This window comes from Mycobacterium sp. IDUB_36, assembly GCF_055419225.1.
Window position 1 is genome coordinate 1,250,780 of the sequence record NZ_JBVAXH010000001.1, and the last position, 24,165, is coordinate 1,274,944.

Consider the following 24,165-nt stretch of genomic DNA (forward strand, 5'->3'; position numbering starts at 1 on the left):
TTTGTCCAGCCAACCCGGGCAAACACGCCACGTCGAGGCCCCCGGCAAGGCAGGCTGTCGCCATGCGCAATCGCACCCGCACCGCCATCTGGAAGGCCGCCGCCGTTCTCGCCGCCGTCGTCACCGTCGGCGCCTGCTCGGGATCACCGCAGGTACGCAGCATCACCCTGACGTTCATTCGGCATGCCGAGTCGCAGAGCAATGCCCAACACGTCATCAACACCGACATCCCGGGACCGGAGCTGACCGAGGAAGGCCAGGGGCAAGCCGAACAGCTGGCCCACCAGTTGTCCCGCAACAACTTCGACGGCATCTACGCCTCCAACATGGTCCGCACCCAGCAGACCGCCGAGCCGCTCGCCCATGCGCTGGGCAAGCACGTCGACATCCTGCCCGGGCTGCGCGAGATCGACGCCGGCCGGTTCAACAATCTCCCGGCCAAGCGGGCCGACCTGACCTACCTGGTCGCGCCGTCGCTGTGGCTCAAAGGCGACGTCAAGGACGCGGTCCCCGGCTCGATCAGCGGCAAGGAATTCAACGACCAGTTCACCGCGGCGGTGCAGAAGATCTACGACAGCGGCAACAGCCGGCCGGTGGCTTTCGCCCACGCGGAGTCGATCATGTACTGGACCCTGCTGAACGTGAAGAACCCGAAGGACAGCCTGGCGACCAGCCACCCGCTGCCCAACCTCGGCCGGGTCGTGGTCACCGGGAGCCCGGCGGGGGGCTGGACCCTGGTCGACTGGGACGGCATCAAGGACTTCAGCTACTGATCTGAGCGCACCGGCCAAGCGGTACGGTACTGGACAGTACTGCCCTCGCAGCCCTAGTCTTAGCCGCTGTGACCGAGACGGCCGAACGAGGCATGCCACCCTCACCGTGGTCGCCCCGCGAGACCGAGTTACTCGACGTGACCCTGGAGCTGCTGCAGGAACACGGCTACGACCGGCTGACCTTGGACGCCGTGGCCGCCCGCGCCCGGGCCAGCAAGGCCACCGTCTATCGACGCTGGCCGTCGAAGGCCGAATTGGTCTTGGCCGCATTCATCGAAGGAGTCCGGCAGGTCGCGGTGCATCCGCGGACCGGCACGCTGCGCGGCGACCTGATGCAGTTGGGGGAAGCGTGTCGCGAGCAGGCTTCCCAACAAGCGGGCACGATCCGCGCGGTCCTGGTCGAGACGTCGCGGCACCCCGCGCTCAACGACGCGCTGCAGCATCAATTCCTCGACCAGCGCAAAGCACTGATCCACGAGGTACTGCGGGATGCCGCCGACCGCGGCGAGATCGACGCCGCAGCGATCAGCGACGAACTCTGGGATGTGCTGCCCGGCTACTTGATCTTCCGGATCGTCATGCCGAGCCGGCCGCCGACGCGTGAAACGGTCGAAGCTCTCGTCGATGACGTGATCATCCCGAGCCTCACCCGAAAGGTGAACAGATGAAGGGCATTTCGGTGACCGGCGTGGTCCGGCGACGATGGATGATCCTGGTCACCGTTGTCGTGGTGGCCCTGGCGGCGTTCGCCGTGGCCAAACTGCACGGCGAGTTCGGCGCCAGCACCAGCGCGGCGCACGGCGGCGGCGCCTCCAACGAGATCGTTCAGTTCAACCCGAAGCACGTCGTCTACGAAGTCTTCGGCAATCCCGGGAGCACCGCGACCATCAATTTCCAGGACGTGCACGCCGCCCCGCAACGGGTGGACAACGCCCCGCTGCCGTGGTCGTACACGATCACCACCACCGATCCCGCAGTCATCGCCAACGTCGTCGCTCAGGGCGATGGCACCACGTTGGGCTGCCGTATCACCGTCAACGGCGTCGTCAAAGACGAAAGGACCGTCAACGAATTGAGCGCGTACACCTTCTGCCTGGACAAGTCCGGATGAGCGATCACAGCACTCGCCGGCCGCGGGTCGCGCATACCATCCACCGCCTGGCCGTGCCCATCCTGTTGGTCTGGGTGGCGTTGGCGATGCTTCCGAACATCCTTGTGCCGCAACTGGAAGAGGTCGGCAGGCTGCACAACGTCGGCCTCAGCTCCCCCGATGCGCCGTCGTATCAGGCGTTCAAGCACATCGGAAAGGTGTTCCACGAGTTCGACAGTGACAGTTCGGCGATGATCGTGCTCGAGGGCGACAAGCCGCTCGGCGCCGACGCGCACACCTTCTACGACGCGCTGATCCACAAGCTGGAGAAGGACACCAAGCACGTCGAGCACATCCAAGACTTCTGGGGCGACACCCTGACCGCGGCCGGCTCGCAGAGCAGCGACGGCAAGGCCGCCTACGTTCAGCTGTTTCTCTCCGGAGCCCAGGGCGAGGCGTTGGCCAACGAGTCCGTCGACGCCGTCCGCGCCACCGTCGACCAGATGAAGCCGCCGCCCGGCGTCAAGGCTTACCTGACCGGCGCGGCCCCGCTGATCGCCGACCAATTCACCGAGGGCAGTAAGGGTTCCAACAAGGTCACCGCGCTCACCATCGCGGTGATCGCCGTGATGCTGTTCTTCGTCTACCGATCGTTCGCCACCACCGGCCTGGTCCTGGCGACGGTGCTGATCGAGATGGCCGCCGCCCGGGGCATCGTGGCGTTTCTCGGGAATGTGGGCGTGTTGGGCCTGTCGACCTACGCGACGAACCTGCTGACGTTGCTGGTGATCGCGGCGGGAACGGACTACGCCATCTTCTTCGTCGGCCGCTACCAAGAAGCCCGATCGGCCGGCGAGGAGCGAGAAGACGCGTACTACAGCATGTATCGCGGCACCGCGCACGTGGTGCTGGGTTCGGGACTGACGGTGGCCAGCGCCGTCGCGTGCCTTGCCTTCACCCGTCTGCCCTACTTCCAGAGCCTGGGTATTCCGGCGGCGATCGGCATCCTGGTGGCACTGGCGGCGTCGCTCACGCTGGGCCCGGCAATCCTGGTCATCGCAAGCCATTTCGGGCTGTTCGATCCCAAGCGAGTTCTGCAGACCCGCGGCTGGCGCCGGATCGGCACCGCGATCGTCCGCTGGCCCGGCCCGATCCTGGTGGTGTCCATCGCGATCGCGCTCATCGGCCTGCTGGCCCTGCCCGGCTACAAAACCAGTTACGACACCCGCCCCTACATTCCGGAGACGGCTGCGGCGAACGTGGGTTTCACCGCCGCGGAACGGCATTTTCCGCGGGCCCGGCTGGAACCCGAGTTGCTGATGATCGAGGCAGACCACGACCTACGCAATCCGGCCGACATGCTGGTGCTGGACAAGGTGGCCAAGAACGTCTTCCACATTCCCGGAGTCGCTCTGGTGCAGTCGATTACCAGGCCGCTCGGCTCTCCGCTCGACCACAGCTCGATTGCGTTCCAGATCAGCCAGCAGAGCGTCGGGCAGGTGCAGAACCTGAAGTACCAAGCCGACCGGGCGCAGGACTTGATGCGCCAGTCCCAGGAACTGGACAAGACCATCGGCATCCTGCAGCAGCAATACACCCTGCAGCAGCAACTGGCGGGCGCCACCCACGAGGAGACCCAGAAGTTTCACGAAACCCTGGAGATCATCGGCGAGGTGCGCGACAAGCTGGCGAATTTCGACGACTTCTTCCGGCCGATCCACAGCTACTTCTACTTCGAGAAGCACTGCTTCGACATCCCGGCGTGCTTCGCGCTGCGGAACACCTTCGAGGCGATCGACAGCATCGACGAGCTCAGTGAGAAATTCGAAGACCTGGTGGTGAGCCTCGACAAGCTCGACTCGATCCAGCCGCAACTGGTCGGGCTGATCCCACCACAGATCGCCAGCCAGGAAGTCAACCGCGAACTGACTCTGAAGAACTACGCCACCAACCTCGGGATCAACAAGCAGTCCGAGACTGCGAACGACAACCCCGCCGCACTGGGGCAGGCCTTCGACAAATCGAAGAACGACGACTTGTTCTATCTGCCACCCGAAGTGTTCGACAACCCCGACTTCAAACGCGGACTGAAGCTGTTCGTGTCGCCGGACGGCAAGGCGGCGCGGATGATCATCACCCACGAAGGCGACCCGGCCGAACCCGCGGCCATCTCGCGGGTCGAGCCGATCAAGCTCGCCGCGCACGAAGCCGTCAAAGGCACTCCCCTGGCCGGTGCCAGTTTCTATCTCGGCGGTACCGCGTCGACCTACAAGGACATCGAGGTGATGGCGGGATACGACATCCTGATCGTCGCCGTCGCCTCGCTGAGCCTGATCCTGCTGATCATGATGCTGATCACCCGCAGCCTGGTCGCCGCCATCGTCATCGTGGGCACGGTGGCCCTGTCGCTGGGGGCCTCGTTCGGACTTTCCGTGCTGCTGTGGCAGTACCTGCTGGGTATCGAATTGTATTGGGTGGTATTGCCTTTGGCAGTCATCCTGCTGCTGGCCGTCGGGTCGGACTACAACCTGTTGCTGATCTCCCGGTTCGAGGAAGAGATTCCCGCCGGGTTGAAAACCGGCATCATCCGGGCGATGGCCGGGTCGGGTTCGGTGGTGACCGCCGCCGGTCTGGTCTTCGCGGTGACCATGTGCGGGTTCGTCTTCAGCGGTCTGCAGACACTCGGCCAGATCGGCACCACGATCGGACTGGGGTTGCTGTTCGACACGTTGATCGTGCGTTCGTTCATGACGCCGTCGATCGCCACCCTGCTCGGCCGCTGGTTCTGGTGGCCGCTGCGGGTGCGCCCGCGCCCGGCCAGTTCGATGCTGCAGCCCTACGGATCGCGTCCCGCGGTGCGCCAGCTGCTGCTCTGGGACGACCCGGAGGAACAGGAGTCGGCGGCACCGTCGCGCTGACCTGATCGACGATCACGTCACACCCCGTTGACGTGCGGCTCAACCGGGCGCACCATGTCCTGCATGCGTTATGTCGTTACCGGCGGTACCGGGTTTATTGGGCGGCGGGTGGTGGCTCGTCTGCTGGCCGCCCACACCGACGCCGAAGTGTGGGTGCTGGTGCGCCGCTCCTCGCTGGGCCGCTTCGAACACCTGGCCAAGACCTGGGGTGAGCGGGCAAAGCCGCTGGTCGGCGAGCTGACAGAGCCAGAGCTCGGGTTGACCGAGGCAGCGATCGCCGAGCTGGGCGCGGTCGACCACGTGGTGCACTGCGCGGCGATCTACGACATCACCGCCGCCGAAGCCGAGCAGCGGGCCGCCAACGTCGAGGGCACCCAGGCCGTGATCGAGCTGGCCCGCCGGCTTGACGCGACGCTGCATCACGTGTCGTCGATCGCGGTGGCCGGTGACTTCCACGGCGAATACACCGAAGACGACTTCGACATCGGCCAGCAGCTGCCGACGCCGTACCACCAGACCAAGTTCGAGGCCGAGTTGCTGGTGCGCTCGACGACGGGGCTGCGGTACCGGATCTACCGGCCGGCCGTGGTGGTCGGTGATTCGCGCACCGGCGAGATGGACAAGATCGACGGGCCGTACTACTTCTTCGGCACGCTGGCCAAGCTGGCCGTGCTGCCGCGCCTGACACCGATGATGTTGCCCGACACCGCCCGCACCAACATCGTGCCGGTCGACTACGTCGCCGACGCGCTGGTTGAGCTGTTGCACGCCGACGGACGCGACGGCCAGACATTTCACCTCACCTCACCGAAAACCATTGGGCTGCAGGGCATTTACCGTGGAGTCGCGGCGGCCGCCGGTCTGCCGCCGCTGCGGGGTTCACTCCCCCGCTCGGTCGCGGCGCCGGTGCTCAAAGTGCGTGGCCGGCCCAAGGTGTGGCGCAACATGGTCGCCACTCAGCTGGGCATCCCCGGCGAAGTCCTGGACGTCGTCGACCTGGCACCGACCTTCCTGTCCGAGCAGACGCAGAAGGCGTTGCACGGCAGCGGAATTGCGGTTCCCGAGTTCGCCGACTACGCGCCCGCGCTGTGGCGGTACTGGGCCGAGCACCTCGATCCCGACCGGGCCCGTCGCGACGATCCGGAAGGGCCGCTGGTCGGACGGCATGTGATCATCACCGGGGCATCCAGCGGTATCGGCCGAGCGGCGTCGATCGCGGTCGCCGAGCGGGGAGCCGTGGTGTTCGCGCTGGCCCGCAACGCTGACGCGCTCGACGACCTGGTCACCGAGATTCGCGCCAACGGCGGGCGGGCCTACGCCTTCACCTGCGACGTCACCGACAGCGGGTCGGTGGAGCACACGGTCAAGGACATCCTCGGTCGTTTCGGTCACGTCGACTACCTGGTCAACAATGCCGGTCGGTCGATCCGCCGGTCGGTGGTCAACCAGACCGATCGACTGCACGACTACGAACGGGTGATGGCGGTCAATTACTTCGGCGCGGTGCGAATGGTGCTGGCGCTGCTGCCGCACTGGCGTGAGCGGCGGTTCGGCCACGTGGTCAACGTGTCGAGCGCCGGCGTGCAGGCACGCAGCCCGAAGTACAGCGCCTATCTGCCCACCAAGGCCGCGCTCGACGCGTTCTCCGAAGTGGTCGCGACCGAAACCCTTTCCGATCACGTCACGTTCACCAACGTTCACATGCCGTTGGTGGCCACCCCGATGATCAAGCCGTCACGTCGACTCAACCCGGTTCCGCCGATCACCGCCGAGCATGCGGCGGCAATGGTGGTCCGGGGCCTGGTCGAGAAGCCGTTGCGGATCGACACACCGCTGGGCACGCTGTCCGAGGCGGGTCACTATTTCACCCCGAAGCTGTCGCGGCGGATTCTGCACCAGGTCTACCTCGGCTACCCGGACTCGGCGGCAGCACGAGGCGAAACCGGTCCGGAGGTCCCGAAACCTCTTGGGGAACAGCAGTCGTCACGTCGACCGAAGCGGCCGGCTCGCGTGGTGGTGAGCCGCGTCCGGGTCCCTGGTTCCGTCAAGCGGCTGGTACGCCTGGTTCCCGGCGTGCACTGGTAGTTGCGCGAACGCTGCTACCGCTCGGGTTACCCTGAACCCCGTGGGGGACGAGACGGACCTGGACAACACGGTCGGCAAGGCCGACGTGGTCCGGCGCGTGTTCGACGGTATCCCCGCTTTCGTCGTTGCTTTCGCAGGTCCGGAGCACCATTACGTCGCCGCGAACGCCGCGACGCGGGCGGCTTTTCCGGCGGTGCGGCTCGGCGTCTCGGCACGAGAGCTGTTTCCTGAATTCGAAGATCAGAACCTGATCGAGATTCTCAACCGCGTCTATCGCACCGGGGAGGTCCAGCAGGGACGCGAGTGGCGTTTCCAGTTCGACTTCGACGGATCGGGGACGATGCAGGAAGTCTGCGGCGACATCGTTGTCAGTCCCCGCCTCGGTCCCGACGGGCACATCGAGGGCACTCAGGTGATGCTGATCGACGTGACCGCCGCGGTACAGGAGCGCCGGGCGGCAGAAGCCCGCGAGGCAGAATTGTCCGAGCGCTACACCCAGGTACGGGATCTCGGAATTCTGGTCCAACGCGCGCTGCTGTCGCCGGCCCTGCCGGTGCTGCCGGGGGCCGACATCACCGCCGAGTATCTGGTCGCCACCGAGGACTCCGGCGCGGGTGGCGACTGGTTTGAAGCGATGCCCGGCCACTCGGCGAGCGTCTTCCTGGTCGTCGGGGATGTGGTCGGGCACGGCGTCGAAGCTGCGGCGGTGATGGCTCAATTGCGGACCGCGATCCGGATGGAGTTGCTCGCCGGTAAAACCATCACCGAAAGTCTCTCCTCCGTAGACAGTTTCAGCAGATTCGTACCCGGTTCGAAGGCGGCGACTGTATGTATCGGCCGCCTCGACACCAGCAGTGGGACATTCGAATACTGCACCGCAGGGCACCCTCCCCCGCTGTTGATCAGCGGCGACATCCCGCGGTTTCTCGAGCCGACCGGCGCCGGCCCGTTGGGTGGTGGAACCGGCTTCGCCACCCGCACCGAGAATTTGGGTGTCGATGATGCCGTGCTGCTCTACAGCGACGGCATCATCGAGCGACCGGGCCGGCCGCCGTCGGCCAGCACAGCTGAGTTCGCCGACATCGCGTCGCGCGTCCTGGCCGGATCGGCGTTCCCGATCGAGTCGACGACCCGTCCCGCGGAGCGGCTCTGCTCGCAGACGCTGGAGTTGATGCTGCGCACCACCGGCTACAACGATGACGTGACTTTGCTTGCTGCGCAACGTCGTACACCACCGCCCTCTCTCACACTGACTGTCGAGTCGAGCGTGCAAGCCGCCCGCGAGGTGCGCGCACCGCTGCGGGCCTGGTTATCCGAGATCGGGGCCGATGACGTCGATGTGATGATCATCGTGCAGATCCTGTGCGAGTTCGTCGAGAATTCGTTCGAGCACGGATACCGCTCAGCGACAACCGATCACATCAACCTCGAGGCCGTGCTGGACGACCAGGGCGTGGTGCATGCGTCGGTGTCCGACCACGGCCGGTGGAAGCCTCCGTCGGCGGACCCGGGGATGCGGGGACGCGGATTGATGCTGGCGGACGCGCTGGCTACCGAGAGTCGCGTCGTCGGCACCGACGACGGCACCACGGCGTCGATCTCGCACCGGCTGAGTCGGCCCGCGCGCATCGTGCTCGACCCGAACCTGGCGCCCGTCGTGGAGCCAACCGCCACTCCGGAGTTCTTCATTGAGGTCGTGGACCAATGCCTGGTGGTCAGAGGGGATGTCGACAACGCGACCTCACCCACCCTGGGAACACAGATCGCACGCCAAAGCCGTTCAGGCACACATTCGTTGAGGGTGGACCTGTCCGGGGTCAGCCATCTGGGCTCGTCCGGGCTGCGGATCCTGGCCGAAGCGCTGGAACGCTCGCGCCAACACGGGACCGAACTGGGCCTGGTCGCTCCGGCAGGGAGTCCGGCTCATCACGTACTGGCGTTGGTCGGCTTGCCGCTCGTGAGCACGCCGATCTCCGACCGAGTCGACTGAGCCCCGAGCCGGTATCGTCTCCGCGGTGGCCGCGCCAGTTTTCGCCGATGTCGACACCGGTGTCGACGATGCCATCGCGCTGATCTACCTGCTGGCCAGTCCCGACGTCGACCTGGTCGGCATCGCCTCGACAAGCGGAAACGTCCGGGTCGACCAGGTCTGCGACAACAACCTGAGCCTGCTCGACCTCTGCCAGGTCGAGGGCGTGCCGGTGTCACGGGGCGTCATGCAGCCGCTGAACTCCTCGCATCGGGCCGACAGTCCGGTCCATGGCTCGCGCGGCCTGGGCTACGCCGAACTACCGCCGACCGCCCGTCAGCTCAGCGGCGATGATGCCGCGACGGCATGGGTCAAGGCCGCCCGGCGGCATCCCGGTGAGTTGATCGGGTTGGCCACCGGGCCCCTGACGAATCTGGCGCTTGCCCTACGCGAGGAACCGGCGCTGCCGAAGCTGTTGCGCCGCTTGGTGATCATGGGCGGTGCCTACGATCACCGCGGCAACACCAGCCCGGTGGCCGAGTGGAACATCGCTTTCGACCCTGAAGCGGCGGCCGAGGTGTTCAACGCCTGGTCGCCGTCGGAACACTTTGAGCCGCTTCATCTTCCGATTCTTTGCGGACTCGACGTGACGCGGCAGATTGCGATCACCCCGGAGATCCTTTCGCGGCTGGCCGCGGCCGCCGGTTCATCCACGATCGCAATGAGCGTCGAGGACGAGCGGGGCCAACGATCGTCGGCGTCCAACCCCTTGATTCGGGTGATCGAAGATGCGACTCGGTTCTACATGGAGTCCTACCACGACCTGGGCCACGGCTACCTTGCGCATCTGCACGATCCGCTGGCCGCGGCCGTCGCGCTGGATCCGCAACTCGTGCAGGCCAGGCAGGCCACCGTGGACGTCGAGCTGGCCGGCACCCTGACCCGCGGTATGACGGTGACCGACTGGGTGGGCCGGTGGGCCCGAAAGCCCAACGCACTGGTCGCCGTTCACGCTGATCCGGCAGAGTTCTTCGACCGGTTCATCGAGCGGGTAGGTCCATTCGCCCGTCGGTTGGGCTGAAAAGGCGTCACCTGCACCGTGACCGACCGGCTATCGTTAGGCCACTGGGAGGTGCAGTGCTCACGATCCTGCGGCGGACGGTCAGCCTGTGGTGGCAGACGTGGCCCTGGCTGGTCGCCATCTATCTGATCGGCTGGTTCCTGAGGTACTGGGCACTGCATCTGGCGATGCATGTGGCGCTCAGTCACGGTGACTTCTGGGGAAGCCTGATCCTTCCGCTCGCGCCGCTGACCCGACTGCTGACATATCTCGCCATGTTTTTGGTGATTCGGTCCGTCACTCCGGGGTTGCGGGATGTCGAGACCGACGGCCAGGAGGCAAAGGGCGTCTTCGATGTGGTGATGATGGCCATTCTGCCGTTCCTGGTGATCTATACCGCCTGGAAGATGGTCGTCGAGGATTACTACATCTACGTCACCAGCGTGACCCATCTGCTGCTCAACGACTGGAAATCAGCGGCAGCCCGGGAGATCTACAGCTCGTCGATCGGATCCAAGTTGTGGCTGGCGATCCTGGCCGCCTTCCTCCTGCGCCAACTGATGACCCGCTTCCGCGAACGGCTGCCGCGATGGACCATGATCATCGCCGCCTACCTGGAGGTGGTGTGGCTGTATTTCGCGATCAAGGCATCGGCGGTCGTGCTGTTCGGTTCTCCCCAGTGGATTCGGGAGCGGCGAATTGTGGTGTGGCTCGGCAGCGTTCGCGATGCGGCCTTCTCGCACGTCGCGTGGCTTGCGCAGCTGTGGAACACCGCCGGAACGGTCTTGGGTGCGGTGATCTCGGTGGTGGCGTTGGCGCTGGCATGGCTGGCCATCGGATCCGCGGTCTACGGCACCCCGCTCACCCCGACCTGGGCGAGTGCGCGCCGGGTGCTGCTCGGGGAACGGGCTGCGACCGCAGTCGGCTCAGCGATCGAACGTGGCCGACGCGCCGCACAGCCGCGCTGGCAGCGGGTTCCGGCCCAACTCCGCAGGCGAGCAGTCGAGTTCGCCCGGTCGCAGCTCGGCCGTTTCGGCCCGATCGCGGATGCCTGGCGACTGATCCTGCATGGGGGTGCGCTGCCGATCGCTTTCTTTGTACTGGCCTACTCGGCGTTGGTACTGCTCGCACCGAGCGGGGCTTACTGGAATCAGACCGTGAGCGACGGCTATCTGTGGCGTGGCGTCGCGCTGCTGCTGGGGCCGCATGACTATCCCTGGTGGCAGACCTACCAGGATCTGATCAGGGCGCTGATCGGCGCGGTGGTCGACCCGCTCCGCATCTCGCTGGTCGCCGCGGCGTATTGGTTCTGCGCCGACCGGGTCCGTATCGAGGCCGCCCGCAACGAATCGACCGGCAAAGAATCGGCCGGCGCCGAATTATCCGGTGTCGAAGCGGATCACGAGTAGATCGGTCGACTTGGACAACGTCTTCTTGTCGTCCCACGACGTCGGGAGGAATTGGACGTCGACCGAGGTGAGGTGGACATGCTTCGGGACAGCGATTGCGACCAGCAATGGCTCAGTGTGGCGGGGTGAGCAAATGGCGGAGACGCCCCCGGTCAGTTCCCACTCGGTTACACCGATCGAGAATGACATCTTCATCCATTGCCGGTCGCCCGAGTTCACCATTGCCACGCAGCTCGTGTAGCCGTCCGGAACTCCGACCGGCTTACCGTTCTTGGTACGCCGCAGGAGATATGTTGCCAACCGGGTGTCCGGCGGAAGGTTGTACGGGTCGTCGGGCAGGTAGTGCATGTGTTTGCGCAACTCGTCGACACTGGGCGGTGTCGTCGGAGACAGCGACCACTGAGTATTGCCGATGGTGATCGAGCTTCCATATGGCACAACGTGTTTAGGTCGACTGAACCCGATGTTCTCCCGCCACGCGGGCAGGGTGATCGTGATTCCGATGAGTCCGACGACAAGAACACTGATCACGATCGCCCGGCCGTTGCGACGGAGCCAGGACGTCATTGGTCGACCAAGTCGTCGAGTTTCAGCGAGTCGAGCGGGACGACACCCGATAGTGGGATATCGACCGCGATCTGGGAATCGAGCGGCGCGAAGTCCATTTTGGCCATGCTGCTCTCGGTGATCTCGTTGCTGACCAGCAACGTGGCGCTGCGCGGGACCTTCGGCAATTCGTAGGCCAAGGGTCCGCTCTCCGGCATTTCGGGCTGCGCGATGCCCTGAAGGTCGGAGAGGTTGGTGTCGAACATATTTCCGTCGGCCCGCAGATCGAAGCGTGCCGAGTGCGACCTGAGCAGCGGCTGGTAGGTCAGCACCATGACGAGCCAGACGCCCTTCGACGGAAAGCGATTCAGCCCGTTGCGGCTGTTGGCGGTCACCTCGCGCGCCAGGTAGGTGCGGTGAACGGTCACGGCGATGTCGCGGCCGACGATTCGCTGCCCAACCGGGCCGTGTATCTCGATCGGCGCCCACGACTGCAGCTTTGTCGGTAGCAGTGACCACATCGCGCCCGCGCTGACCAGCAGCACGGCGGCCAGAATTCCGCGAGCCGCGGGCAGCAGCGTCTTACGCCCGGTCATGACGACTCCAGGTTGGCGATCCGCAGCTCGGCAAAGCGGTCCGCGTCGCCGGCCCATCGGTGGGCGAGAACGAACGTTGAGATGAATGAGCTCATCTTGTGAAAGCGGACGGTGATCACCGGGTGGCGCGACAGGTCGGCCCGAGGCACGGCCCACAGCACCGAGTAGTCGTAGGTGAATCCGGCATCGATCGAAGGAACGGGAATGGTTTCCGTGCCACGGAATGTCGCTCCGAATTGATTGGCGATACCGGTGAGTCCGAACAATTCGGTGTCTGCGCGAGGCCGGTGTGTGCAATCGTCGGGTTTACCGCCAAATCCGCCGTCGAGCGGGAAGGGAACGGACTCGTGGGCGGTGTTCTGGATCGTCACCTTCAACACCAGCAGTCGGCACTCCGGCGCCATGCGCGGCAGGCCGACGAAGCGGTCGACCAGCGAGACCGAGCGCGGGGTGACCGTCAGCGCTCCCGCGATGTACGACTGGCCGAACGAGATGGTCGTGACGTGGTGAGCCGTCTTCAGGCCACCGAACGCCGCGGTGACGACGAGGATGACGGCAAGAGCCGTCCAGCGCAGCTGTTTGAGCGAAAGCCGCTGCCAGACCGTGGACTGTTGGTCTTCGGCGACGGCCTGACCATCGCCGTCGACGGTAGTCGGCGGTTCGCCTTCGTTATCCGGCAAGAGCGTCTTCCCCTTGGCCGCTGGTGGATTGAGCATGATCGTACCTGCGCGCGGCGGACTGGTGAGACGCATTTTTCATTCGTAGATTCCTTCCAGATACCACCTCCGCTGCCGATAGCAGAGCAACAACGCGGCGCCGGGATCGGACGGCCGCTCACCTTCCAGCAGCACCTGCGCCCGGGCGGTGCCGCTGGCGCCTTGGCCGGCTTCGAGCCGGTCATCCCACCACCGTTCATCGACCGGCCAGGGGCCGGCCCACCAATGCAGCTTGGTGTCGCGGCCGCGGGCGGTCAGCCGGACCGGATCGGCGGAGAACAACCCCCTGCTGGTCACTCGAATCGAATTGCCTTGGACGTCGAACAGTTCCACAGGATCGTCGAGCAACACCGTCGGCGACGGCTCCGGCAGCTGACCGGGCCACGGCCGATGCGGATCGGCAAGCGGCACCGGCTCGTCACCCAACGGTGTCAGCGTGATGCGTTCGGCCGGCCCGCGACCGCCGGACAACATCGGCACCTGTACAGCCTCCTGGCCGAGCAGACCCTGCACCCGGACCAGTGCTCGACGGGCCCGCATCCTGTCCTCTTCACCGAGACCACCCCACAGCGGCAACTGCAGCGCTCCCGCTGACACCACCTCCACCGCCTGCAGCCGTAACTGCACCACCGGCGCGGAAGGCCGGTCCACCACAATCCGGGTGTTCAACCAACCGTCCAGCTGCCAGCGGACCCGGTCGGCGGTGGCATCCTCGGTCAACGGCTCGGCGCATCGCCAAACCCGGGTCAGCTCTTCACCGTTGGCAGTGACGGCATGCACGGCCAATCGGGTGCAGCCGACCCCGGCGGCCAGCAACGTCTGATGCAGTGTGCCGGCCAACGAGCGCCCAGCGAACGCCGCGGCGTCGACCCGGTCGATCGGCGGATCGCACTGCAACTCCGCATCGAGCTCGGCGGGTGGCTCGCGACCGGACGGCCCGCGTTCCGGCTCGCCCCGAGCGAACCGGTGCGCGATCACCGCGTCGGCGCCGAACCGGGAGGCCACGTCTGTTCGCGACAACTCGGCGAACTGGCCGATGGTGCGAACTCCCATCCGCCACAACAGATCCGCCAGATCGGCTCGCCCAGAACCGGACAAGCTGGGCTCGGTGGCGATTTGCCGGATCGATATCGCCGACAGAAACCGCGCGTCCTCCCCCGGCGCCAGGACACGACCCGCGCGAGCGGCGAAGACCGCGGTCGGCAGCTGATCGGCGATTCCGACCTGGCACTCGGCACCGGCCGCCGCGACGGCATCGGTCAACCGTTCGGCGGCCTGCTGCTCGGAGCCGAAGAACCGGGCCGCTCCGCGGACCGGCATGACCACCAGACCGGGACGCAGCACCTCGGCGCGCGGCACCAGGTCGTCGACCGCTGCCACCACAGCTTCGAAGAAGCGGGCGTCACGGTCGGGGTCGGCGGCGACGACGTGCAGTTGCGGGCAACGGGCCGACGCCTCGCGACGCCGCAGCCCCCGGCGCACACCCGCCGAGCGGGCCGCCGACGAGCAGGCGATCACGCGGTTGGCCAACGTGACGGCGACTGGGGAGGTCGCCGACAGTTCCGCTGCGGCAGCGGCGGCGACCGCGGGCCAGTCCATGCACCAGATCGCCATCACCCGGGAAGCCACGCTCACCCCGTCCGAGCTCGCCTGGTCGCCCGTCCCGCAGCGCACACCTCGAGACGCACCTTGCTGATCCGCCCGAAGCCCGGCGTTTCCGAGGTTGTTTCGTAACCGCTGACTCGAGCGCTCAGCCGGATCGACGCACCCTGCCAGTCGCCGTCGGTGACCAGCAGCGCGCACCCTTTCTGTTGAGCCCTGGCCACCACGGCCCGGGCCCGGGTCAGCGGCACCGAGCGCCCCATCAACGCCAGCACGATCAGGTCCATCCCATCCATGAGCACCGCCGCCACCTCCACCGGATCGGTTCCGGGATCCGGGATCACCGCGAGCCGGCTCAGATCGGCGCCCATTTCCACCGCGGCCAGCAGGCCGACGTCCGGCTGGCCGACGATGGCCGCGTTCCCACCGGCGGCCGTCACCGCCGCCACCATGCTCAGAGCGAGCGAACGGGCGCCCGACAGCACGGCAACCGCCCCCCGTGGCAACGCATTGGGCAACACATCCGTCAGCAACTGCGGCACCGGCAGCCTGGCTTCCGAATCCGGAAGCAGATCCTCCGCCGGTGCGTGACCGCGCCGGGTCGAGCCGATCTTGCCCGACACCGCCGCCATCTGCTGTCGCAGCTGTTTCAGCTGCTCAGCACGGTCGAGATGCGGCTGTTCGGAGGCAAGCATCGCCGTCATCAGCTACTCCTGCGGTACGGGTGTGACTGGTGTTGTTCGAATGTGTGTTCGAATACCAGTAGTCAATACCCACCCACCGACAAGGTCAAGCGGGGGCCTGCCGAAGACGCCGGCCAGCAAACTATCGGCACGGACGCCGCGAGAGTGCAGCTACCGAGGCATTCCTCGAGTAGACGTCTCGCTGGTTGCACTCTCGGCGGCGACTCAGCCGACACAGCGGAACCGCAATCGCAGCAGGAATCTGGCGCCGCACGGCCCACCTGCGAATAGTGTCCACAGTTCATGGGAATTGATCCGTCGAGCATCCTGCTCACCAACCGTGTCGCGGTCGTCACCGGCGGTGGTGCCGGCATCGGACGCGGCATCGCCGCCGGGTTGACAGCATTCGGCGCCAAGGTGGCGATCTGGGAGCGCGACCCCGAATCGTGCGCGTCCGCCGCCGAGCAGATCGGCGCACTGGGCATCACGACCGACGTCCGTGACAGCGCCGCCGTCGACGCCGCACTCGCGCAGACAGTCGCCGAACTCGGACCGGTCACCATCCTGGTCAACAATGCCGGTGGAGTGTTCTGGTCAGGAATCCTCGATACCAGCGAAAACGGTTGGGACGCACTGTACAAATCCAATCTGCGGCACGTGTACCTGTGCACCCAGCGGGTCGCCCGCGGCCTCGTCGAGCAGAAGTTGCCCGGCAGCATCATCAGCGTGACCTCCATCGAAGGGGTCCGCGCCGCACCCGGTTACGCGACCTATGCGGCGGCCAAAGCCGGCGTCATCAACTACACCAAGACCGCGGCCCTCGAACTCGCGCCGCACGGAATCCGGGTCAACGCCCTGGCCCCCGACATCACCTTGACCGAAGGCATCAAGAACATCGCTCCCCCGCGTTCCGACGAGCGGTTCGGCCACACGGTTCCCCTCGGGCGAGCGGGCCATGTCGACGAGATGGCCGGCGCCGCAGTCTTTCTCGCATCCGAGATGTCCAGTTACATCACCGGGCAGACCATCCACGTCGACGGCGGCACCCAGGCGGCCGGCGGCTGGTATCACCATCCGGATACCGGCGCCTACGCGCTCGGACCGAGTTGACCCCGTGCATCATCGAGCACGGGGTCAATCGCTTCCGGCGTGACCCCGAGACCACGTAAACAGAAAGACTGCACACGCCTCCGGATTTCGGCCGGATCGCGCTGGGAACTACCCCAGTGCCGTTCGATGTTGGTCCACACGACGCCATGGATGGACAGCGCTTCGCCGTCGGGATCGATCTCGGTGAAGATCCCCAGATCTGCTCCACGCGTGAGTTGTTCGACAAGTGGACGCAGTATCTCGCGATAGGCGGGGGCGACGAGTTCGGGCGCGGCGACCATCTGGTTCTGCGCCTCGAGCGACATCTGGCGGAGGTCGGAGCGGATCTGCTGATTGAAGGCGAGATCCAGCCGTCCGTCGATCCAGGCCGCCACCGCGCGAATCGGATCAGAGTCCGCCATCTGTTGCTCCAGACGTACGACCTCGGCGCGGGCCATCTCCAGAAACACCGCCGCGACCAACTGGTCCTTCGACGCGAAGTGCCGATAGAACGCCCGGGTACCCAGCTGCACACTGCCGAGCACGCGAGCTACCGATAGTGCCTGAACTCCGTCGGTCCGAACGACTTCCGCGGCAGCAGCGAGGATTGCCGCATGAATGTACGGATCGGGTTCGAGCTTTCGGCGCCCGCCGGCATGGGCGTCGACCACGTCATGCTGAGGCATCGTAGGCAGCAATGTATTCGCCGAACGCGTCGTGCACCTTTTCCGGGGTCAACCCGTAGTCGCTCAGCTCGTAGGTGTGCGTGCCGTGCTGACCGGGTTTGTGTCCATCCGCCCATGCCTGCACCCTCGCGCGCGCCGAGTCGGTGAACGTCAGACCGAGCTTGTCGTAGCTGTGCGCGATCGTGTTGATCGGGTCGGTCTGCAGGTCGGCGAAAGACACGTCCACGAAACGATCGTCGCCGAACTTTCTGCGGAACTCCATCGCGCGGCCCATCCCCTCGGCCCACCAGGCCAGTTGCTCAGCCCCGAGCTCCTGCGGATCGCGATGGTCGCTGCTCCAGCTCCGGACATAGGCGATCAGACTGCAGACCGACCCCAGCACCTTGGCCGGATCCCGGTGGCTCCACAGGAATTTGGCGTTCGGATAGACATCCACAAACGCTTCCAGTGCGAACATGTGCACCGGCGTCCGCAGGTGCCACAGGCTCGGCTTGCAGTGCCACTGCAGCAGTTTCAACACGTCACGGTGAAATGTGTAGGTCTCGCGCATGTCGCTCTGCAGCAGCCATTCGACGTATCCCGGGACCCGTACCACTCCGTCGAAGTGGAAGGTGCGAAAGCTCATGCCCATCAGGTCTTGGCACTCCGTCGCGGATTCGGCATCGAAACTGTTCATCGTCCGGAATTCGGGAAACATCTGGTCGATCATCGCGATGCCTTCCGCGGCTCGGGCGATCCGCGGGTCGTTGTGCTGGGTCGCGGCCTCCGGAGGCGGGGTCGGCGCCTGGGATTCCCAGGTGCGCAGGGATCTCAATTGTGGATCGGCAGAGACCAATTGGCCCAGCGCCGTCGTTCCGGTTCGTGGTAGACCCAGGACGACGATCGGGCCGTCGACGACTTCGTCGCCGATCTCGGGATGCTGCTTGTAGGTGTCGATGATCTTCAAGCGCTGGATCAGCGCGTTACTGATGGTCGCGTGTTGCATGACCCGGCCGAGATCGTTGAGGTCGGCCTCGGTGTTCAACGCGGTGACCGTCCGCTCGAGGCCCTCGCGGTAATAGTCCGAACCGAAATCGTCGAGGCCCGTGGCGGCGCGGGCACCGTCTTCGAGGTCGTCAGCGGAGAAACTCACCGGTAGAACCTTTCGTAGACGGCGCGGCGCCGGGCTTCGATCACCTGAGAGCGTTCGTCGGGGGTGGTCATGGTGGTCTCGACGGGCAACGATGCCAAGACCTCGTCGACCTTCACCGCGCGCACGCTGGGGACCGGCGCGGTTTCGGTTCTCACGCAACGCAATAGCATCGCGCCGTTGCTGTGACCGGCGGTATCCAGCCAGTTGGCCACCCCGGGATCCGTCGCACAGATGACGGCACGGAAGACCCCGTCGGGATCGATGACCGCCTGATGACCGTTGAGACTGGACTGATGGCGTCCGTAGTGGATCGTCTCCAGCCACGGGTTGCCCAGGGAGATGCTCCAGTAGACGCCCTCGGGTGGTTCGACCTCGAGGATCAGCGCCTCATCCGGAGCCAGGTCGAATCGTCCGATGACAGGGCGGTTTTCCGCTGCCGCGCCCATGTCGCTCATGTCCATCGGCGGTATGAAGCCGTTGGCCGGCGGCATGGCACCGAAGTCGAGGAAGAATTTCAGGTTGTCGTAGACGAAATCACCCAGCGCAAGAAGCTGTCGTGCCACCGAGACATCCAGTTCGACAGCATGAGCCGCTGGTGTCACTTCGTCGCCGACGCGCTCGATCTGCAATGCCGCGGGAACCTCGGAGTCCCAGTCGTAGAAGAAGTTTCGCACCGTCAGCGTCGGATGATCGCCCGTCAGCCGCAACCAATTACCGCTGTGCTCGTCGGCGGACAGGATCGCTTCGAAGTTCCCGTCGGCATCGACCTCGAGTTCGTCGACCAGACAGTTGGCGGTCGCGGCGATCCCGTCCATGGTCTGCAGGCCGACGTACCGGGCGGTTCCACGGTTGCCGAAGATCCGATACGTCTCGCCCGCACGCAGGCTGGCGTTCAGATACACGCAGTCCGGGCATTCCAGCCCCCAGGTGACGATGTCGTCCATGCTGGCCCGGTCGACGGCGAGAAGCGGGTCCGGATCCGCCCGCAGTGCCATGTCCGTGCCGACCGCCAGCAGCACCATCAGATGTCGCATCCCCGACCCGTAGTCGAGGCGATTCTTGTTGACCGGCGCCGACCGTACGAGTTGCTCGGCCGCGTTCAGCCGCTCCTGCAGATGCGCCCACGCCGCCGGGAGGTCGGCGGCCCCGCCGTCACTGGGCGACAGCGCCGCTTCGGCGATCGCATGTGGCAGCCACGCCATCGTTTGTTTCCAGGCAGGTTGAGCCTGATCACCGCCGTCATCGGCCACGAAAGCCCTCCCGCGAGGTTGCACAGCGCTCAATTGAAAATGATGTTTTCAATTGAGTAGTTGTTACCACGCACCTGATGAACAGTCAACGGGCGGCGTCGGTCGTCAGTCGTTGCGCCGACGGAGGAGTTCGGCCCAGTCGCGCGGCACTCGACCCCGGGGGCCGGGCACCGTCTGGTCCGCGGGATGGCATTCCGGCGGGGCGAGTTCGGGGCCGTCGTAGTAGTCGTTGGTCTCGTAATTCCAGAACCAGTCCTCGCCCGGCTCGAACGACCGGATGATCGGGTGGCCGGTCTCCCGCCAGTGCTGCGTCGCGTGCCGGGACAGCGAATCGTCGCAGCAGCCGACGTGCCCGCACGCCGCACAGCGCCGCAGGTGTACCCACCAACCACCGCCGGCGTCACACTCGCTACAGCCGACACCACCGGGCGGCACCGAGGGATCGACGGCAGCAGCCATGGCGAACTACTCCCACTCGATGGTGCCCGGCGGCTTGCTGGTAACATCCAGCACCACTCGGTTGACTTCGGCGACCTCGTTGGTGATCCGGGTCGAAATCCGTTCCAGCACTTCGTACGGCACCCGGGTCCAGTCGGCGGTCATGGCGTCCTCGCTGGAGACCGGCCGCAGCACGATCGGGTGGCCGTACGTCCGGCCGTCCCCCTGCACGCCCACCGACCGGACGTCGGCCAGTAGCACCACCGGGCACTGCCAGATCTGGTGATCCAGGCCCGCCGCGGTCAACTCCTCACGAGCGATCGAGTCGGCACGACGCAGTGTCTCCAGCCGGCTCGCGGTGACCTCGCCGACGATGCGGATCGCCAGACCCGGCCCTGGAAACGGTTGCCGCGCAACGATGTCCTCGGGCAGACCCAGCTCGCGCCCCACCGCGCGGACCTCGTCTTTGAACAGCAATCGCAAGGGCTCGACGAGCGCGAACTTCAGGTCGTCCGGTAAACCGCCAACGTTGTGGTGGCTCTTGATGTTCGCGGCGCCGCTGCCGCCACCGGACTCCACCACATCCGGATAGAGCGTCCCTTGCACCAGGAACTCAGTCTCGTTGTCGCCCAATGCATCCCGAACGGCGCCCTCGAACGAACGGATGAATTGCCGCCCGATGATCTTGCGCTTGCCTTCGGGGTTGGTCACCCCGGACAGCGCTTCGAGAAACGTCGCCTCGGCATCGACGGTCACGAGGTTGGCGCCGGTCGCGGCGACGAAGTCGCGCTGCACCTGGGCCCGCTCGCCGGCACGCAGCAGCCCGTGGTCGACGAACACACAGGTCAGTCTGTCCCCGATCGCGCGCTGCACCAGCGCGGCGGCCACCGCCGAATCGACCCCACCGGAGAGCCCGCAGATCGCGTGACCGTCGCCGACCTGCGCGCGCACCTGCTCGACCAGTGCCTCGGCGATGCCGGCCGGCGTCCAGTCCGGGGCGATCCCGGCGAACTCGTGCAGAAAGCGGGTCAGCACCTGCTGGCCGTGTGGACTGTGCAAGACCTCGGGGTGGTACTGCACGCCGGCCAGTCGCCGCGATCGGCTCTCGAAACCGGCCACCGGCGAACCCGCACTGGTGGCGATCACCTCGAAGCCGTCCGGCGCGGACGTGACGGCGTCGCCGTGACTCATCCATACCGGCTGGGTCTCGGGAAGGTCGGAATGTAGTTCGCCGCCAACGACTTTCAATTCAGTCCGGCCGTACTCGCTGGTCCCGGTACGGGCGACCGTGCCGCCGAGCGCCTGAGCCATCGCCTGAAATCCGTAACAGATGCCGAACACCGGCACACCCAGGTCGAACAACGCCGGGTCGAGCTGCGGCGCGCCGTCGGCGTACACGCTGGCCGGGCCGCCGGACAGCACCACCGCGAGCGGGTCGCGGACCTTGATCTCGTCGACCGAGGCGGTGTGCGGAATGACCTCCGAGAACACCCGGGCCTCGCGCACCCGGCGGGCAATCAGCTGGGCGTATTGCGCACCGAAATCGACAACCAGCACGGGACGGGGCGTTGCGGACTCCACCGGCACAGTCTAGAGCCGCGCGCACGTCAGCCCCTCAGTTGACGCGCCTGTAGTCGTATGCCTACACTCCAAGGTATGTGACTGTAGTCAACTGACTACAGTTGAAACCCGGAAGGACTCCCATGGCATTGACCGTGACTCAGCTGGGCAGCCGCATCGGCGCCCGAATCGACGGCGTGCAGCTGTCCGGCGACCTCGATGCAGATACCGTCGCCGACATCCGAAAAGCGTTGCTACGGCACAAGACGATCTTCTTCCGCGACCAGTACCACCTCGACGACGCGGGGCAGCACGCCTTCGCCGCCAGGCTCGGCACGCCGATCGCCCACCCGGCGCTGCAACAGGCGGACATGCCGGTGATCACGCCCATCGACTCCGAGTTCGGCAAAGCGAATCGCTGGCACACCGACGTCACCTTCGTCGCGAACTACCCGGCCGCCTCGGTCCTGCGCGCGGTCACCCTGCCCAGCTATGGCGGGTCGACGTTGTGGACCAACACCGCCGCGGCTTATGACGCACTTCCCGATTCACTCAAGCACCTGGCCGAGAATCTATGGGCGCTGCACAGCAACCGCTTCGACTACATCGCGGGATCGCACCCGCAGACCGAGGACCAGCAGACGCACCGGGCCCGGTTCGAGAAGGTCGACTTCCGCACCGAGCACCCCGTCGTTCGCGTTCATCCCGAGACCGGCGAGCGCTCGCTGGTCGCCGGCGACTTCGTCCGCGGATTCGTCGGGCTGGACAACTACGAGTCGCACACTCTGCTGGAATTGTTGCAGCGTCGAATCACTATGCCGGAGAACACCGTTCGTTGGAACTGGGCTGCCGGCGACGTCGCCATCTGGGACAACCGCGCCACCCAGCACCGGGCCGTCGACGACTACGACGACCAGTATCGGCTGATGAACCGGGTCACCGTGCAGGGCGATGTGCCGGTCGACGTGCACGGCCGGCGCAGCCGGGTGATCAGCGGGGCGCCGCTGCGAGCCGCCAGCTGAGCCGCGCGGCGGGTGAGAGGTCGCTCACCATGGTGCGATCCGCGGTACCGTCGCGCCCATGACCTCCCCCGATGCCAGCACCCGCGACCGTCTGCTGGACGCGGCCATGGAACTGTTCGGCCGCCAGGGGTACGCCGCCACGTCGATCGCCGACATTCAGCGGGCCTGCGGGCTGTCCCCCGGATCCGGCGCCCTGTACAAGCACTTTCCCTCCAAAAAGGCGTTGCTACAGGAGGCCGCGCGGCGGCAGATGGGACAGATGGCCGCGATGCGCGACGACTACAACCGCAACCGTCCCACCGACGTCCAGGGGGCACTGCGCCTGGGGGCCGAGCAGATCTGGGCCAGCATCGAGAACAACACCGACTTGCTCCGGGTGATGTTCCGCGAGCCCGAGGCGCTTGCCGACATGATCGACGAGGTGTGGTCCACAGTGGCAACCACCGCCTATCGACGGACCGGTCGGGCGCTGACCGCGGCCAGAGACGCCGGCGTCGCACCGGTCGATGACCCCGAAGCCACCAGCACCGTGCTGGTTGCCGCCCTGGCCTACTTGCCGATCGCGCAGATGCTGGTCGGCCGCACCCCCGGCAACATGGATGTCGACCGGTTCCGCGACGCCTGGCTCCGCCTGGCCGAAGGGGTGTTCACCGGCACACCTGCGCGCTGACCGCACACCCGGAAGGCCGCGCACCGGGGTGCCGAAACCCGTGGTTCGCCCGGAACGCCTGGCGAACCTGCACCGGGCATGGTGAGGTGGTAGTTGCTCACGGCAGAAACCAACCCGAGAAGCGAGGTCCGCAGTGCTGGGTCTACCGGAAGCCGTGCACGCCTGCCTTTTCGATCTCGACGGCGTGCTCACCGACACCGCAAGCGTGCACACCAAAGCATGGAAAGTCATGTTCGATGCGTTCTTGAAGCAGCACGCCGAGGACAACGGTGAGTCGTTCGTGCCGTTCGATCCCGTCGAGGACTACCTGAAATACGTCGACGGCAAGAAGCGCGAAGACGGCGTGCGGGCGTTCCTGGCCAGCCGCGACATCGAGCTCCCCGACGGCGACCCCGACGACTCGAGCGACAAAGACACCGTCCACGGCTTGGGCACCCGCAAGAACGATGCCTTCCAGGAGACGTTGCACAAAGACGGCGTCAAGGTTTTCGAAGGCTCGCGCCGCTACCTGGAAGAGGTCGCCGCCGCCGGGCTGGCCACCGCGGTGGTGTCGTCGAGTGCCAACACCCGCGAGGTGCTCAAGATCACCGGGCTGGAACAATTCATCCAGCAACGCGTCGACGGCGTGACGCTGCGTGAGGAGAACATCGCCGGCAAGCCGGCACCGGACTCGTACCTGCGTGGCGCCGAACTGCTGAACGTGGAACCTTCCGCAGCGGCGGTGTTCGAGGACGCACTGTCCGGGGTCGAGGCGGGCCGCGCCGGCAACTTCGGTTACGTCGTCGGTGTCGACCGGGTGGGCCAAGCCGACGAATTGCGCAGTCACGGTGCCGATGTCGTGGTCACCGACCTTGGCGATCTACTTTAGGAG

The 24,165-nt window shown here is 66.0% G+C and carries 22 protein-coding genes; 12 read left to right on the forward strand and 10 right to left on the reverse strand.

Annotation, left to right across the window (positions count from 1 at the left end; all coding sequences use genetic code 11):
- Positions 1–62: 62 nt before the first annotated feature.
- From ACZYW1_RS06140 to ACZYW1_RS06175, 8 genes are all read left to right on the forward strand, one after another.
- Complete coding sequence (locus tag ACZYW1_RS06140; RefSeq protein WP_463784128.1) at positions 63–773, forward strand: histidine phosphatase family protein; 711 nt, start codon at positions 63–65, stop codon at positions 771–773.
- 92 nt (positions 774–865) lie between these two features.
- Positions 866–1,441, forward strand: coding sequence for a TetR/AcrR family transcriptional regulator (locus ACZYW1_RS06145; protein ID WP_463787711.1), 576 nt, complete (start codon positions 866–868; stop codon positions 1,439–1,441).
- The gene (locus ACZYW1_RS06150; protein WP_463784130.1) at positions 1,438–1,884 is read left to right on the forward strand and encodes an MmpS family transport accessory protein; all 447 of its coding nucleotides are present in this window, start codon (positions 1,438–1,440) and stop codon (positions 1,882–1,884) included. The genes ACZYW1_RS06145 and ACZYW1_RS06150 overlap by 4 nt, the downstream gene beginning before the upstream one ends.
- Entirely contained in the window at positions 1,881–4,781 is a 2,901-nt protein-coding gene (locus tag ACZYW1_RS06155) for an MMPL/RND family transporter (RefSeq protein WP_463784132.1), read from the forward strand. Before ACZYW1_RS06150 ends, ACZYW1_RS06155 begins: the two co-directional genes overlap by 4 nt.
- Positions 4,782–4,844: 63 nt before the next feature.
- Positions 4,845–6,866, forward strand: a complete 2,022-nt coding sequence (locus ACZYW1_RS06160; protein ID WP_463784134.1) for an SDR family oxidoreductase — start codon at positions 4,845–4,847, stop codon at positions 6,864–6,866.
- Positions 6,867–6,906: 40 nt separating this feature from the next.
- Positions 6,907–8,856 (forward strand): SpoIIE family protein phosphatase, encoded by a 1,950-nt coding sequence (locus tag ACZYW1_RS06165; protein WP_463784136.1) that lies wholly within the window; start codon positions 6,907–6,909, stop codon positions 8,854–8,856.
- 25 nt (positions 8,857–8,881) lie between these two features.
- Complete coding sequence (locus ACZYW1_RS06170) at positions 8,882–9,916, forward strand: nucleoside hydrolase (protein ID WP_463784137.1); 1,035 nt, start codon at positions 8,882–8,884, stop codon at positions 9,914–9,916.
- 56 nt (positions 9,917–9,972) lie between these two features.
- Positions 9,973–11,304, forward strand: a complete 1,332-nt coding sequence (locus tag ACZYW1_RS06175; RefSeq protein WP_463784139.1) for a hypothetical protein — start codon at positions 9,973–9,975, stop codon at positions 11,302–11,304.
- Here the strand turns inward: ACZYW1_RS06175 and ACZYW1_RS06180 are convergent.
- From ACZYW1_RS06180 to ACZYW1_RS06200, 5 genes are read right to left on the reverse strand one after another with little or no spacing between them, the layout of a single operon-like run.
- Positions 11,275–11,871, reverse strand: a complete 597-nt coding sequence (locus ACZYW1_RS06180; protein WP_463784140.1) for a hypothetical protein — start codon at positions 11,869–11,871, stop codon at positions 11,275–11,277. The two genes, ACZYW1_RS06175 and ACZYW1_RS06180, sit on opposite strands and share 30 nt — an antisense overlap.
- Positions 11,868–12,446 (reverse strand): hypothetical protein, encoded by a 579-nt coding sequence (locus ACZYW1_RS06185; RefSeq protein WP_463784141.1) that lies wholly within the window; start codon positions 12,444–12,446, stop codon positions 11,868–11,870. The genes ACZYW1_RS06180 and ACZYW1_RS06185 overlap by 4 nt, the downstream gene beginning before the upstream one ends.
- Positions 12,443–13,162 (reverse strand): hypothetical protein, encoded by a 720-nt coding sequence (locus ACZYW1_RS06190; protein ID WP_463784142.1) that lies wholly within the window; start codon positions 13,160–13,162, stop codon positions 12,443–12,445. Before ACZYW1_RS06190 ends, ACZYW1_RS06185 begins: the two co-directional genes overlap by 4 nt.
- Before the next feature lie 39 nt (positions 13,163–13,201).
- Complete coding sequence (locus tag ACZYW1_RS06195; protein ID WP_463787712.1) at positions 13,202–14,776, reverse strand: DNA polymerase Y family protein; 1,575 nt, start codon at positions 14,774–14,776, stop codon at positions 13,202–13,204.
- A 17-nt stretch (positions 14,777–14,793) separates the two neighbouring features.
- On the reverse strand, positions 14,794–15,468 hold the full coding sequence (locus ACZYW1_RS06200; protein WP_463784144.1) for a hypothetical protein: 675 nt from the start codon (positions 15,466–15,468) through the stop codon (positions 14,794–14,796).
- A 282-nt stretch (positions 15,469–15,750) separates the two neighbouring features.
- Between ACZYW1_RS06200 and ACZYW1_RS06205 the strand changes: the two genes are divergently transcribed.
- Positions 15,751–16,557, forward strand: a complete 807-nt coding sequence (locus ACZYW1_RS06205; RefSeq protein ID WP_463784146.1) for an SDR family NAD(P)-dependent oxidoreductase — start codon at positions 15,751–15,753, stop codon at positions 16,555–16,557.
- On the opposite strand, the gene ACZYW1_RS06210 is transcribed toward ACZYW1_RS06205, so the two are convergent.
- The 5 genes from ACZYW1_RS06210 to guaA form a co-directional block, all read right to left on the reverse strand.
- Positions 16,536–17,207 (reverse strand): TetR/AcrR family transcriptional regulator, encoded by a 672-nt coding sequence (locus ACZYW1_RS06210; protein ID WP_463784147.1) that lies wholly within the window; start codon positions 17,205–17,207, stop codon positions 16,536–16,538. The two genes, ACZYW1_RS06205 and ACZYW1_RS06210, sit on opposite strands and share 22 nt — an antisense overlap.
- Position 17,208: 1 nt before the next feature.
- A complete protein-coding gene (locus ACZYW1_RS06215) occupies positions 17,209–18,354 on the reverse strand; it encodes a sulfotransferase family protein (protein ID WP_463784148.1) in 1,146 nt (381 codons plus the stop codon).
- Positions 18,351–19,556 (reverse strand): DUF1214 domain-containing protein, encoded by a 1,206-nt coding sequence (locus tag ACZYW1_RS06220; protein ID WP_463784150.1) that lies wholly within the window; start codon positions 19,554–19,556, stop codon positions 18,351–18,353. Before ACZYW1_RS06220 ends, ACZYW1_RS06215 begins: the two co-directional genes overlap by 4 nt.
- A gap of 153 nt (positions 19,557–19,709) precedes the next feature.
- The gene (locus ACZYW1_RS06225) at positions 19,710–20,063 is read right to left on the reverse strand and encodes a UBP-type zinc finger domain-containing protein (protein ID WP_463784152.1); all 354 of its coding nucleotides are present in this window, start codon (positions 20,061–20,063) and stop codon (positions 19,710–19,712) included.
- Between the two features lie 6 nt (positions 20,064–20,069).
- On the reverse strand, positions 20,070–21,623 hold the full coding sequence (guaA, locus tag ACZYW1_RS06230; protein WP_463784154.1) for a glutamine-hydrolyzing GMP synthase: 1,554 nt from the start codon (positions 21,621–21,623) through the stop codon (positions 20,070–20,072).
- Positions 21,624–21,745: 122 nt separating this feature from the next.
- Between guaA and ACZYW1_RS06235 the strand changes: the two genes are divergently transcribed.
- From ACZYW1_RS06235 to ACZYW1_RS06245, 3 genes are all read left to right on the forward strand, one after another.
- Positions 21,746–22,624, forward strand: coding sequence for a TauD/TfdA dioxygenase family protein (locus ACZYW1_RS06235; RefSeq protein ID WP_463784155.1), 879 nt, complete (start codon positions 21,746–21,748; stop codon positions 22,622–22,624).
- A gap of 58 nt (positions 22,625–22,682) precedes the next feature.
- Positions 22,683–23,294 carry a TetR/AcrR family transcriptional regulator gene (locus ACZYW1_RS06240; protein ID WP_463784156.1) on the forward strand — a complete coding sequence of 204 codons (612 nt, stop codon included), beginning with the start codon at positions 22,683–22,685 and terminating at the stop codon, positions 23,292–23,294.
- Between the two features lie 133 nt (positions 23,295–23,427).
- Entirely contained in the window at positions 23,428–24,162 is a 735-nt protein-coding gene (locus tag ACZYW1_RS06245) for a beta-phosphoglucomutase family hydrolase (RefSeq protein WP_463784158.1), read from the forward strand.
- Positions 24,163–24,165: the final 3 nt, after the last annotated feature.

Coding starts and splice junctions, on each gene's coding strand:
- ACZYW1_RS06190 (WP_463784142.1), bottom strand. CDS start 13,162: ATGCTCAATCCACCAGCGGCCAAGGGGAAGACGCTCTTGCCGGATAAC.
- ACZYW1_RS06155 (WP_463784132.1), top strand. CDS start 1,881: ATGAGCGATCACAGCACTCGCCGGCCGCGGGTCGCGCATACCATCCAC.
- ACZYW1_RS06205 (WP_463784146.1), top strand. CDS start 15,751: ATGGGAATTGATCCGTCGAGCATCCTGCTCACCAACCGTGTCGCGGTC.
- ACZYW1_RS06145 (WP_463787711.1), top strand. CDS start 866: ATGCCACCCTCACCGTGGTCGCCCCGCGAGACCGAGTTACTCGACGTG.
- ACZYW1_RS06160 (WP_463784134.1), top strand. CDS start 4,845: ATGCGTTATGTCGTTACCGGCGGTACCGGGTTTATTGGGCGGCGGGTG.
- ACZYW1_RS06240 (WP_463784156.1), top strand. CDS start 22,683: ATGACCTCCCCCGATGCCAGCACCCGCGACCGTCTGCTGGACGCGGCC.
- ACZYW1_RS06225 (WP_463784152.1), bottom strand. CDS start 20,063: ATGGCTGCTGCCGTCGATCCCTCGGTGCCGCCCGGTGGTGTCGGCTGT.
- ACZYW1_RS06220 (WP_463784150.1), bottom strand. CDS start 19,556: ATGGCGTGGCTGCCACATGCGATCGCCGAAGCGGCGCTGTCGCCCAGT.
- ACZYW1_RS06150 (WP_463784130.1), top strand. CDS start 1,438: ATGAAGGGCATTTCGGTGACCGGCGTGGTCCGGCGACGATGGATGATC.
- ACZYW1_RS06235 (WP_463784155.1), top strand. CDS start 21,746: ATGGCATTGACCGTGACTCAGCTGGGCAGCCGCATCGGCGCCCGAATC.
- ACZYW1_RS06180 (WP_463784140.1), bottom strand. CDS start 11,871: ATGACGTCCTGGCTCCGTCGCAACGGCCGGGCGATCGTGATCAGTGTT.
- ACZYW1_RS06185 (WP_463784141.1), bottom strand. CDS start 12,446: ATGACCGGGCGTAAGACGCTGCTGCCCGCGGCTCGCGGAATTCTGGCC.
- ACZYW1_RS06200 (WP_463784144.1), bottom strand. CDS start 15,468: ATGACGGCGATGCTTGCCTCCGAACAGCCGCATCTCGACCGTGCTGAG.
- ACZYW1_RS06140 (WP_463784128.1), top strand. CDS start 63: ATGCGCAATCGCACCCGCACCGCCATCTGGAAGGCCGCCGCCGTTCTC.
- ACZYW1_RS06195 (WP_463787712.1), bottom strand. CDS start 14,776: ATGGCGATCTGGTGCATGGACTGGCCCGCGGTCGCCGCCGCTGCCGCA.